We start from the raw sequence: 12,405 nt of genomic DNA on the forward strand, positions 1-12,405 counted from the left end.
CAGGACACAGGGCTTGGTCTGCAGGCAGACAGCCCCCATAAACAGGGATAATTGGGTTAGTAAACTGACTGGTAGTAAATCGTATGTGTGATTTCATGACTGAAGACCAACTGGCCTTTTACAAGGGACAGATCGAGCGCCAGATCCTCGAACTCGAAGATCGCCTCAACTCCCAGGCCAGCCAGGCCATCGCCACCGATACCAACGAGATGGCTGATGAAATTGACCGTGCCAGCATCGAGGAAGCCCGCCGTCTGGAGCTGAACCGCATCGAGCATGACAAGCTGCATCTGCGCAAGCTGCGTGGTGCGCTCAAGCGCATCAGCGAAGGGGATTTCGGCTACTGCGAATCCTGCGGTGACGAGATCTCCCTCAAGCGGCTGCAGGCGCGTCCCGAGTCCCGCTTCTGCGTCGAATGCCAAAGCACCAAGGAGTTCAACGATACCCACGTGTATCGTCGCGTCGCCTGACGCCTCGCTGCCTGCTCACTGTCGTGCGGCGAGCGTCGCCAGCAGGGTGGGCATGCAGGTGACAATGAGGACACCAAGCTGCTCACCCTGGCGGATCACGGCTACGCAGCAAGAGAGTGACAAGTTCTGTTAGACTCCGGGCAAGCCCCGGACTCTACAGGAGAGCAGAGAGTGAAATGGTTCCTCAAACTGTGCTTGTGTCTGCCGTTGCTGGCACAAGCACAGACCCTCACGGTCAAGGTGCCCAGCCGACCGATCAACGACCTCGACAACGAGTACCAGCTCAAGTTGCTGGAACTGGCCCTCACCCATGCCGACCAGCCGTTTCGCATCCAGCAGGTCGAACTCAACCTCAACCAGTACAGCCTGCAGCAGCAGCTCAGCAAGGGCAAAACCATCAATGTGTTCTGGATGGGAACCTCCAGCGCCCTCGAATCCTCCCTCATCGCCGTGCCGATCCCGTTGTTTCGCGGTCTGGAAGGGCTGCGGCTCTCCTTCATCCACGCCGATGCCCAGGAGAAGTTCAACCAGATCAACTCGCTGGCCGATCTCAAGAAGCTGAAGGCGGCGCAAGGGGTGGGCTGGGCCGACAACAAGATCCTCGAAAACGCCGGCATCCCCACCTATTCGGGGCGCTACAGCAACCTGTTTCGGCTGATCAACGACGGTGACAAGCTGGACTTCTTCCCGCGCAACCTGGTGGAGATCTTCGCCGAGCGCAGCGAGCTGGTGGCGCAATACCCCAACCTGGTCATCGATCAGCATCTGCTGATCCGCTACCCCTTCGCCGAGTTCTTCTTCGTCAGTCCCGAGGCGCCGAAACTGGCCAAGGCGATTCAGACCGGGCTTGAGCGGGCCTATGCCGACGGCAGCTTCATGAAGTTCTTCCGGGAGAACCCCAAGATCCGCGAGGCGCTGGCCAGTGCCAAGCTCGACCAGCGGGTCACCATCGCCCTGCCCAATCCCGACATGACCCCCTTGCTCAAGAGCATTCCGGCCCAATATTGGGAGTATCCCCCGCAGGGATGACGAATCGGCCACCTCACAACGAGGTGGTACACACAGCGCGCCAGGGAGGTGCCATGAAGGGAATCGAGGAGTGGTTTGAACTGTACGGCCAGAGTCACCGGCACCCGGTCAATGTGGCGATCCACAAGCTGGCGGTACCGGGTATCTATCTCTGCGCCCTGGCCCTGCTCTGGTGCCTGCCGGCCGGGCCGCTGCCACCGTCGCTCAACTGGGCTGCGCTGGCCGCCATTCCGGTGCTGGCCTTCTACCTGCGGCTGTCGTTTGCGCTGTTCGTGGGGATGGTGGTGCTGACCGCGCTGGGCTTGGTCGCTTGCCACAGCTGGCAAGGCCCCTTGCTGTGGCCGGCGCTGGCCGGGTTCGTGCTGCTCTGGATAGCCCAGTTCGTCGGTCACAAGATCGAGGGCAAGCGCCCCTCCTTCCTCGCCGACCTGCAATTTCTGCTGATCGGCCCCGCCTGGGTGCTGGCCAGCCTCTATCGTCGTTTGGGCATTCCCTACTGAGGGAAGCCAACAGGAGAGAACATGAGACGTCCTCAGATCCTTGCTCGCGCCTTGCCGCTGCTGCTGGGCGCACTGATTGCCGGCCCGGTGCTGGCCGACAAGGCCGACCCGATCGGCGAGGTGAGCACCGCCTTCAAGCTGTTTGGCCCTAACCACAAGATCCTGGTGGAGGCGTTCGACGATCCCCGCATCGACGGTGTCGCCTGCTACCTGGCGCGCCCCAAGACCGGCGGCGTCAAGGGCGGGCTCGGGCTGGCGGAAGATCCCTCCCATGCCTCCCTCTCGTGTCACCAGATTGGCCCCATCACCCTGCCCGCCAAGCTGAAGGCAGGGGAAGAGGTGTTCGACGTCAGCACCTCGCTGGTGTTCAAGGAGCAGAAAGTGGTGCGCTTTTACGATCAAAAGCGCAACGCCCTGGTCTATCTGACTTACAGCACCAAGCTGGTGGATGGTTCTTACAAGAGTGCGGTCAGCGCCGTGCCCATCATGCCGTGGGGCTGAATCCCCACCATTTATCCCGTGATGACGACCCATATTTGTTGTAATTTAACTACATCATAATCTGCGGAGAGCGCACCATGAGAGTCGCCGTTTTCAGTACCAAGAGCTACGACAAAGAGCACTTCAATCAGGCCAACAGCCAGTACGGTTATGAACTGGAGTTCTTCGACGTGCGGCTGGAGGCCAAGACTGCCCGGCTGGCCCACGGCTTCCCCGTGGTGTGCCTGTTCGTCAACGACGATGCCGACCGCGAGGTGCTGACCGAGCTAGCCGCCAACGGCACCAAGGTGATCGCCCTGCGCTGCGCCGGCTACAACAACGTGGATCTGGCCGCCGCCAAGGAGCTGGGGCTGAAGGTGGTGCGAGTGCCCGCCTACTCCCCGGAAGCGGTCGCCGAGCACGCGGTGGGCCTGATGATGACCCTCAACCGTCGCATCCACAAAGCCTATCAGCGCACCCGTGACGCCAACTTCTCGCTGGAGGGGCTGGTCGGCTTCAACATGCACGGCCGCACCGCCGGCATCATAGGCACCGGCAAGATCGGCATCGCCACCCTGCGCATCCTCAAGGGCTTCGGCATGCGCCTGCTGGTGAACGATCCCTATCCGAACCAGGCGGCCATCGATCTGGGCGCCGAGTACGTGGATCTCGATACCCTGTTCCGCCAGTCCGACGTCATCAGCCTGCACTGCCCGCTGTTCAAGGAGAACTACCACCTGCTGAACAAGGAGGCGTTCGCCAAGATGAAGGACGGGGTGATGATCATCAACACCAGCCGGGGCGGCCTGCTCGACTCCAACGCCGCCATCGAGGCGCTCAAGACCGCCCGTATCGGCGCGCTGGGGCTGGACGTCTACGAGGAGGAGGAGGATCTCTTCTTCGCCGACAAGTCCAACGAGGTGATCACCGATGACGTGTTCCGCCGTCTGTCGGCCTGCCACAACGTGCTGTTCACCGGTCACCAGGCCTTCCTGACCCGCGAGGCGCTGCACGCCATCGCCGACACCACCCTCAGCAACATCCGCGCCATCGACAGTCAGGGCCGCTCTGACAACGAGGTGGAATAAGGGGCCTCCCCTGCCCCTCAGCGGTTCATTGCCGTGCGCCGGGTTGTGAGACCCGGCGCCTTCGGGTAGGCTACCAGCCCTTTTTTGCTCAGGAGTCTGGCCGCCCATGTTTATCGGATTTGATTACGGTACCTCCAACTGTGCCGTCGCCGTGATGGAACAAGGCAGCCCCCGGCTGCTGAACCTGAGCGGTGCCCACTATCTTCCCTCCACCCTGCACGCCCCCCACCGGGATGCCATCGCCGGCCTGTTGGCCGAAGGGCTGGCGCCTGCCCAGCAGAGCGAGTACCTCAAGCTGCGCGGCCCCGTGGTAACCCGGGCCCAGGCGGTACGCCGCCAGATGCGCGAAGAGGGACTGATCGACGAGCTCAGCTTCGGCGCTGCGGCGCTGGAGCGCTATCTGGAAGAGCCGGACGACGGCTACTACATCAAGTCGCCCAAATCCTTCCTCGGCGCCTACGGCCTCAAGGCACCACAGATCGCCCTGTTCGAAGACATCGTCTGCGCCATGATGCTGCACGTGCGGCGCGAGGCGGAGCAGCAGCTCGGCGCGCCGATTCGCCGGGCCGTGGTTGGCCGCCCGGTCAACTTCCAGGGGTTGGCGGGGGAAGAGAGCAACCGTCAGGCCATCGCCATCCTGAGCGAGGCGGCGCGCCTCGCCGGATTCGAGCAAGTGGAGTTTCTCTATGAGCCGGTGGCGGCCGGCTTCGAATTCGAGGCCCGCCTCAACGAGGATGCGGTGGTGCTGGTGGTGGACATCGGCGGCGGTACCACCGACTGCTCGGTGCTGCGGATGGGCCCGAGCCATCGCGCCCAGCTCGATCGCAGCGGCGATCTGCTCGGCCACAGTGGTCAGCGCATCGGCGGCAACGACTTCGACATCCGGCTGACGGTGGAGGGCATGATGCCGCTGCTCGGCATGCACGAGACCCTCAAGACCGGCAAGCCGCTGCCCCATCCGCTGTTCTGGGACGCCGCCGCCATCAACGACGTCAGCGCCCAGAGCCGCTTCTACAGCCTGGAGACGGGCCGCCAGCTACAGGATCTGCAGCTCGACAGCCTGCCCAGCAGCAAGCTGGGACGCCTCGCCAGCCTGCGTGCCCACAAGCTGAGCCACCAGCTGGTGTGGCGCGCCGAGCAGGGCAAGATCGCCCTCTCCCAGGAGGAGTCGGCCCAGCAATCTCTGGCCGAGCTGGAACGCGGGCTGACGGCCGAGCTCAAGCGCGATCAGCTGGCCAGCGCCTCCACCCCGCTGCTGGAGAAGATCGGTGAGCTGATGGACGAAGCCATCGCCGCCGCCGGCGTCCAGCCGGACCGGGTCTTCATCACCGGTGGCAGCGCCCGCTCGCCCCTCATCCAGGCCTTCATCCGCCAGAAGCTACCCCAGGTACCGCTGGAGGGGGGCGATGACTTCGGCTCGGTCGCCTCCGGTCTGGCCCGCTACGCCGAGCGCCTGTTCGGCAACTGACGCCTAGGCGGGGGTGCCGGCGACGACGCCGGCCCCCTTTGCAAGGCCGGTGTTGCCATTTAACGACACAGGCCCAATCCGCAGGACGACAGAAGCGGTCGGGGGCACTCCCCCTTGCCCTGCCTGGGGGGCCGCACAGAGGGTATGCTTGTCACTCCCACTACCGGAGCCCTTTCATGCCCAGATTCTTGCTACTGCTGCTCGCCCTGCTTCTGCTCAGCGCCTGCAGCAGTACTCCCCGCTTGGCCTCGCAAGACCTGCAGCACCACCACTGGGTGCTCGACAAGCTGGATGGCCAGCCCGTCACCGCGGCGCGAGACAATCCGCCCGATTTCGAGATAGGTGAGCACTTCACCGTCAACGGCATCGCCGGTTGCAACCGCTACTTCGGTCAGGGCCACCTCGAGGGGAACAAGTTCTGGGTGACCAGTCTGGGCAGCACCGAGATGGCCTGCCAGGCCCCGCTCGATGCGGTGGAGCAGGCGGTGCTGACCACCCTCACCGAAGGTGCCACCCTGGATGGCACCACCCAGACCCTGATCCTGCAGGGCAAACGGCATCGTTTGGAATACACCCTGCGCGACTGGGTGCTGTAACCCCCCCTTCGCATCACAAAGCCGGATCACAAACAGGAACATGTGCCCCGCCTGTGGCACAATATGAGGCAGTGCTCGCAATGGAGGCTGCCTCAGCCATGTCGATGGACCGTCTGTTTGACAAGATCAAACAACTCCCCACTATCCCGCAACTGCTGCATGAGTTGATGCAGAGCTTCAGCGATGAAAATGCCCGCATCGACCAGATCGCGGCCAAGATCGCCATGGACCAGGTGATCAGCGTCAAGGTGCTGCGAATGGCCAACTCGGCCGCCCTGCGCCGCGGCAACGAAGTCACCTCCATCGAACAGGCGGTGATCCGCCTCGGTTTCAACCGGCTGCGCTCTGTGGTGGTCGCCTCCGGCATCATCGGCAGCTTCAAGGCCCCTCCCAGCTTCGACAAGAACAAGTTCTGGACCGAGACCTTCCAGGTCGCCACCATTGCCAAGACGCTGGCCCAGGAGGCCAAGGTGCTCGACCCCGAGACCGCCTTCACCTGCGCCCTCATCCACAACATCGGCGAGCTGCTGATCCAGAGCACATTGCCGGAAGAGGCGGAGCTCATCAATCTGGCGATCCAGAAAGGGAGCAGCCGGGTCGAGGCCCAGCGCGAGATGCTGGGGTACGACTACGCCCAGCTCGGCGCCGAGCTGGCGCGACGCTGGAACCTGTCGGAGGCCTTCGTCGACGCCATCTCCCAGCAGCTGGATCCCCTCTCCCACGATCCGGTCAGCAAGGAGGCGGTACTGATCCGCCTGGCGGTCTTCATCTCCTTCGCCTGGAACGCCGGGGTGCCGGCCCAGGCCATCATAGCCCGCTTCCCCAAACCGCTGGCCGACCAGCTGGGACTGGATCCCAAGTCCCTCGCCGGTCAGCTCGAAACACTGCATGAACAGGGTAATGCCCTCGCCGATCTTCTGACTCAATAAGCATCATGACCCATCCGTTTCTGTTTCATCCCCAGGTGGCGCCCTGGTTCAAAGAGAGCGCCGACGCCCTGCAACTCACCCTGTTCAGCGAGCTGGACGCGCCGATCCGCGAGGTGTGGCTGCGCCACGAGCCGGACAACGAGGAGTATCTGGTGCCGATGACGGCGGTCTCCACCCGCGATCGGCTGCAGGTATGGCAGGGCACCTTGCCGCTTCACAAGGGGCAGGACATCCACCTCTACTGTTTCAAGTGTCTCACCGACGAGGAGCAGTGGTGGCTGCACGGGGCCGGCGTCAGCTCGGCCATGCCGCCGCGGGAACAGCATTTTCGCTTCAACAGCCTGCACCAGCCACCGGCCTGGGTGCAGGATCAGGTGTTCTACCAGATCTTCCCGGATCGCTTCTGCAATGGCGACCCGTCTCTCAGCGTCAAACATCACGAATACGAGTACCGCGGCAAGGCGGTCATCAGCAAGGCGTGGGGCGAGCCGGTCAGCCGCCACGAAGAGGGCCACGGCGCCTGCGAGTTCTACGGCGGCGATCTGGCGGGCATCGATGCCAAGCTGCACTATCTGCAGTCCCTCGGGGTGACGGCGCTCTACCTCAACCCCATTTTCGATTCGCCGAGCAACCACAAGTACGACACCCAGGACTACTTCAAAGTGGATGCGCATCTGGGCACCAACGCCCAATTCGCCGAGCTGACCCGCAACCTGCACCAGCGCGGCATGAAGATCATCCTGGATGCGGTGGTCAACCACACCTCCACCGAACACCCCTGGTTCTGCCCGCCGCTGGGGGCCCAGCGCAACCCTGACTCGCCGTGGCGCAGCTTCTACACCTTTGACAACGAAGGGGATTACGTCAGCTGGAAGGGCATCCGCAGCCTGCCCAAGCTCGACTTCTCCAGCGAACAGGTGCAGGACGCCGTCTATCGCGCCGACGACGCCATCCTGCGCTACTGGATGCGTGCCCCCTACCAGATCGATGGCTGGCGCTTCGACGTCATCCACATGCTGGGGGAGCGCGGCACTGCCGAGGGCAACCGCGGCCACGTGCGCGCCATTCGCGGCGCGGTGAAGCAGGAGAACCCGGACGCCTACGTGCTGGGCGAACACTTCTTCGAGGCGAGCCAGTGGTTGCAGGGGGATCAGGAGGATGGCGCCATGAACTACTACGGCTTCGCCCACCCGATCCGCGCCTTCCTGGCTGGCCAGGACATCGCCTACCACCCCATCAAGATCAGCGCCGAAGAGCTGGATCGCTGGCTCAAGCTGGCGCGGGCCCACATCCCGTTCAAGAATCAGCTGGCCCAGTTCAACCTGCTGGACAGCCACGATACCGCCCGCTTCCTCCATCTGCTGGGGGAGGACAAGCAGCGGATGCGGCTCGCCGCCACCCTGCTGCTCACCTATATCGGCGTGCCGTCCATCTACTACGGCGACGAGGTGGGGCTCTCTGGTGGCAACGATCCGGACTGCCGCCGCTGCTTCCCGTGGGAGACCACCGCCTGGGACCATGTGCTGCACGACCACTACCGCCGGCTGATCCAGATCCGCCGACAGCGTCCGGCCCTGCGCCGCGGCGACATCCAGACCCTCTATGCCGGCCCCCACAGCTATGTGTTCGCCCGCACCCTGCAAAGCGATCAGGTGGTGGTGGCCTGCAACCGTCACCCCAGCGAGCCGCGCACCATCAGCCTGCCCCTGTGGCAGACCGCGAGCCCGGCCAGCCGCTTCACAGACGCCTTCAACGGCGACAAATTCGAAGTGGTGCAGGGAGAAATACAGCTCACCATCCCCGCCAACTCGGCCAGAGTGTTGCTCTCCAGCTAGGCGTCAAAAAAGCGGAACCCCTGTGTTCCGCTTTTTGTTAAAGCCCCCGAGATCGCATAAAGTTGTTTGAACTGGGTTGGATTTCTCTATGAATCATCTAGTTAGTTCACTCAGAGTGGAATAAAACTGGCATCATACAAGGCCGCTTCCGCCCCTTTTCGGCTAAACTGGCCCAAGGCACATAAATTGCTTGTCACTTGGCATCACTAGCGAGAATCCGTCATGTTCGACAATAAAACCCTATTGATTACCGGCGGCACTGGCTCGTTTGGCAAGATGCTGGTCAAGACAGTGCTGGAACGCTACAAGCCGAAGCGGCTGATCATCTACTCCCGCGACGAGCTGAAACAGTTCGAGATGCAACAGGTCTTCAACGCCCCCTGCATGCGCTATTTCATCGGTGACGTGCGGGATGCCAACCGGCTCACCATGGCGATGCGCGGGGTCGACTATGTGGTGCATGCAGCGGCGCTCAAACAGGTGCCGGCCGCCGAATACAACCCCATGGAGTGCATCAAGACCAATATCCACGGGGCCGAGAACGTCATCCAGGCCGCCCTGCTCAATCAGGTCAAGAAGGTGATCGCCCTCTCCACCGACAAGGCCGCCAACCCCATCAACCTGTACGGCGCCACCAAACTGGCCTCCGACAAGCTGTTCGTCGCCGCCAACAACATCGCCGGTCAAGATCCAACCCGTTTCGCGGTGGTGCGCTACGGCAACGTGGTGGGGTCGCGCGGCTCGGTCGTGCCCTTCTTCCAGAAACGGATCGATCAGGGCGCCACCACCCTGCCCATCACCCATGTCGAGATGACCCGTTTCTGGATCACCCTGCAGCAGGGGGTCGACTTCGTGATGAACAACTTCCCGCGCATGAAGGGGGGTGAGATTTTCGTGCCCAAGCTGCCTTCGGTGCGGATCACCGACCTGGCTACCGCCATGGCCCCTCAGCTGGAGCAGGAGATCATCGGCATCCGCCCGGGTGAAAAACTGCATGAAGTGATGTGCCCGTGTGACGACTCCTACCACACCTTCGAGTTCGACGACTTCTTCATCATCGGACCGACCATCAACTTCAACAATCGCAACAATGACTTCTCCGTCACCGCCTCAGGTGAAAAGGGAACCATGGTGGCCCAGGGGTTCGAGTACAACTCCCGTGACAACGCTGATTTCCTGACGGTTGAACAGCTGAAAGAGTTGAACAGCAAGGTGGTAATGGAATGATCCCGTACGGCAGACAGTCGATCAGCGAAGCGGATATCGAAGCCGTGGTCGAAGTATTGAGGTCAGATTTTCTGACCCAGGGGCCTGTGGTGCCCCGCTTCGAGCAGGCAGTGGCGGATTACTGCGGAGCCCGCTTCGGGGTGGCGGTCAACTCAGGTACGGCCGCCCTGCATATCGCCTGTCTGGCTCTGGGTGTCGGCCCGGGTGACTGGGTCTGGACCTCCCCCATCAGCTTTGTCGCATCGGCCAACTGCGCTCTCTATTGCGGAGCCCAGGTCGACTTCGTCGACATCGAGCCCGATACCGGCAACATGTGCGCCATCGAGCTGGAGCGCAAGCTGGTAGCCGCCAAGGCTCAAGGATGTCTGCCCAAGGTGGTCATCCCGGTACACTTCGCGGGCCTGCCCTGCGACATGCAGGAGATCCATCGCCTGGGACAGGAGTACGGTTTTCGGATCATCGAGGATGCCTGCCACGCCCTCGGCGCCCGCTATCAGGGTGAACCCACCGGTAACGGCCGCTACAGCGACATCACCGTCTTCAGCTTCCACCCGGTGAAGATCATCACCACCGGCGAAGGCGGCATGGCAATGACCAACGACCCTGCAATTGCCAAAACCATGAGCATGTTGCGCAGCCACGGCATAACCCGAGATCCGGCCGACTTCATCAATGAGCCGGACGGCCCCTGGTACTACGAACAACAGATGCTGGGCTTCAACTACCGGATGACCGATATCCAGGCTGCATTGGGGTTGAGTCAAATGGCCAATCTGGAAAGCTGGATCGCCAAGCGAGGCGAGATTGCCCATCGTTACTTTGAAGCATTGGCCCCTGAACGTCTGCCCCGTTATTTCGGCGAAGAGCGGCGCAGCGCATTCCACCTGTATGTACACCATGTAGCCCCCGAACAGCGCGGTAACCTGTTCCAGCGACTACGCGATCAGGGCATTGGGGCCAACGTGCACTATATGCCCATCTACAAGCAACCTTGGCACCAAGAAGGCCACCAGTCAGCCCTACCGATGGCAGAGGTTTACTATTCCGGGGCCATCACCCTCCCACTTTTTCCACATTTAGCAATCGCAGAACAGCATCAGGTATTCACATTGATAGCTACAGACGCATAACGATGCAGACAAGAACAAGTAAAGTAGCCAAATTTGAAGCAAATAAGGGGGGTCATGCTAGGTAGTAGCATTGCTCATGAAAGGCGGCATCTTGCAGCCCTACCCACTCGTGATGCCCTACTGCCAGCATTGGTTGTATTGATCCTAGTAAGGGAACAGGCCTTGCAGCCATCTTAGCCACGCTACCAAGCCGCTTTATTCATAGCGACAGGATCAAGGTTAATCCGACAGCCTTTATGCAAAGGGCCATCAGTGACCGGTTTTGGCTATTGGAAACGCTAGGGTTCGCTGCAGACATACGCGTTGATATAGACCTGACTGACGGCATAAGAATACAGTTCCCTGATCACAGGATCATACACCTGCAGGCCTCTACTAATGCTCCAGAACTTCGTTGTTATGCAGAGGCCAAAAGTCAGCAGGAAGCAAAGACGCTAGTTGAAAACACTCTATATTGCAATAGAAACGATGAATAGCTGGAATAGCCAGTGACAAGCCTTATTTGGAGCGTTCATAACAACTAAGGGTATAACTGATAGCATCATACAATGCTTTCCCTAGTTGTTGTTGACGGATCAAACCTTCAGAAAGTAGCACATCTGCTACAGGCATCTTCCTCTCCTGGACTAATACCTTTTGCATATGCTGGGTCAAGTCTTCTGCATTCTGCTGATGAAAATGATATACCCCTGGTGTCATGATTTCCTGATTTACTTCAATATCTGAAAGCAAAACAGGGATACCAAGGGAGACCGCATCATAAGTTGCTCCACCACCAGGCCCACCTTCAAATAGGGTGGGCTGTACTAGCGCAATCGAACCTTTCAACAATCCTATTTGATCAAATTTTGGAAGGTGCCCAAGAAAGTGAACTTGATCAGAAATACCAAGTGTGTCAAGCAGCGCTTTTTGCTCCTCAACATAGCCAGGATGCCGATAATCAGATAATGTACCGGTGCAAACTAGATGTACATCCTTACTCGCTAGCCGCGCGAAAGCATGAAATGCTGTTGGATGATCTTTATGAATCCAAAACTGATTGCAGATAAGAAAATATTTTTGTGGCAGGCCATACTTTTTCTTTATCTCTAGCGAATCCACAGCTAACCAATCTGGTATTGGATGGGGAGTAAAAGGTAGCACTTTAATACGTGCAGCGTTAATCCAAGGATAAAACTTAACAATATCAGACTTGACTGACTTTGAGTTTACAACAACGGCTTTGCAGTCACGTAAGCGAGCAGAAAATGCCGTTTCTCTAGCGAAGCACTCATGCTCCGTAAAATAATAGTGAAGATACTTGTGTTGGAAATCAGGAATATAAGCTAACCAAGGAATAGGAAATTTAGCCCCCAAGTCACTGTTAACTGGGAGAACAATATCAACATTGTTATGTTCCAATGTACTAGCTAGATCGTCATGGAGAGAAGAATAAAATATCTGTTCAGGAACAATCGTAGCATTGGCAAGATAGTCCTGTAATTGAAGATATATATCATCCTTTACTAACTCTTCGTCCAACGCGATTACGACTTGCCATTCGTAGAGAGGAACTACTGCTGTGAGACCATTGAGTATATGACGAATAAACTCCAACCCTCCCGACCAACAGAAGTGCTGGGGTAATAAGGCTACTTTTAACTTTCTCATGTA

12 protein-coding genes are annotated in these 12,405 nt (G+C 59.7%); 11 read left to right on the forward strand and 1 reads right to left on the reverse strand.

Annotated features, from left to right (window positions below; genetic code table 11):
• Nucleotides 1-83 precede the first annotated feature (83 nt).
• From I6L33_RS03310 to pseC, 11 genes are all read left to right on the forward strand, one after another.
• Nucleotides 84-470, forward strand: coding sequence for a TraR/DksA C4-type zinc finger protein (locus I6L33_RS03310; RefSeq protein WP_010635769.1), 387 nt, complete (start codon nucleotides 84-86; stop codon nucleotides 468-470).
• Between the two features lie 171 nt (nucleotides 471-641).
• A complete protein-coding gene (locus tag I6L33_RS03315; protein ID WP_216973537.1) occupies nucleotides 642-1,499 on the forward strand; it encodes a hypothetical protein in 858 nt (285 codons plus the stop codon).
• A gap of 53 nt (nucleotides 1,500-1,552) precedes the next feature.
• Nucleotides 1,553-1,999 carry a DUF962 domain-containing protein gene (locus I6L33_RS03320; protein ID WP_216973538.1) on the forward strand — a complete coding sequence of 149 codons (447 nt, stop codon included), beginning with the start codon at nucleotides 1,553-1,555 and terminating at the stop codon, nucleotides 1,997-1,999.
• Nucleotides 2,000-2,020: 21 nt separating this feature from the next.
• The gene (locus I6L33_RS03325; RefSeq protein ID WP_054543698.1) at nucleotides 2,021-2,500 is read left to right on the forward strand and encodes a CreA family protein; all 480 of its coding nucleotides are present in this window, start codon (nucleotides 2,021-2,023) and stop codon (nucleotides 2,498-2,500) included.
• Between the two features lie 77 nt (nucleotides 2,501-2,577).
• Entirely contained in the window at nucleotides 2,578-3,567 is a 990-nt protein-coding gene (locus I6L33_RS03330) for a 2-hydroxyacid dehydrogenase (protein WP_216973539.1), read from the forward strand.
• A gap of 106 nt (nucleotides 3,568-3,673) precedes the next feature.
• Nucleotides 3,674-5,035 carry a molecular chaperone gene (gene yegD, locus I6L33_RS03335; protein WP_026141325.1) on the forward strand — a complete coding sequence of 454 codons (1,362 nt, stop codon included), beginning with the start codon at nucleotides 3,674-3,676 and terminating at the stop codon, nucleotides 5,033-5,035.
• Nucleotides 5,036-5,211: 176 nt separating this feature from the next.
• Nucleotides 5,212-5,631: an META domain-containing protein gene (locus I6L33_RS03340; RefSeq protein WP_216973540.1), complete on the forward strand. Its 420-nt coding sequence runs from the start codon at nucleotides 5,212-5,214 to the stop codon at nucleotides 5,629-5,631.
• An 80-nt stretch (nucleotides 5,632-5,711) separates the two neighbouring features.
• Nucleotides 5,712-6,560: an HDOD domain-containing protein gene (locus I6L33_RS03345; RefSeq protein ID WP_017764864.1), complete on the forward strand. Its 849-nt coding sequence runs from the start codon at nucleotides 5,712-5,714 to the stop codon at nucleotides 6,558-6,560.
• 5 nt (nucleotides 6,561-6,565) lie between these two features.
• Complete coding sequence (malZ, locus tag I6L33_RS03350) at nucleotides 6,566-8,395, forward strand: maltodextrin glucosidase (protein WP_017787063.1); 1,830 nt, start codon at nucleotides 6,566-6,568, stop codon at nucleotides 8,393-8,395.
• 222 nt (nucleotides 8,396-8,617) lie between these two features.
• A complete protein-coding gene (gene pseB, locus I6L33_RS03355) occupies nucleotides 8,618-9,622 on the forward strand; it encodes a UDP-N-acetylglucosamine 4,6-dehydratase (inverting) (RefSeq protein WP_017779517.1) in 1,005 nt (334 codons plus the stop codon).
• Complete coding sequence (gene pseC / locus I6L33_RS03360; protein WP_211048791.1) at nucleotides 9,619-10,752, forward strand: UDP-4-amino-4,6-dideoxy-N-acetyl-beta-L-altrosamine transaminase; 1,134 nt, start codon at nucleotides 9,619-9,621, stop codon at nucleotides 10,750-10,752. The genes pseB and pseC overlap by 4 nt, the downstream gene beginning before the upstream one ends.
• A gap of 498 nt (nucleotides 10,753-11,250) precedes the next feature.
• On the opposite strand, the gene I6L33_RS03365 is transcribed toward pseC, so the two are convergent.
• Nucleotides 11,251-12,402, reverse strand: a complete 1,152-nt coding sequence (locus I6L33_RS03365; protein WP_211048794.1) for a glycosyltransferase family 1 protein — start codon at nucleotides 12,400-12,402, stop codon at nucleotides 11,251-11,253.
• Nucleotides 12,403-12,405: the final 3 nt, after the last annotated feature.

The sequence above is a fragment of the Aeromonas sp. FDAARGOS 1403 genome (genome assembly GCF_019047325.1).
Classification (GTDB): Bacteria; Pseudomonadota; Gammaproteobacteria; order Enterobacterales; family Aeromonadaceae; genus Aeromonas; species Aeromonas dhakensis.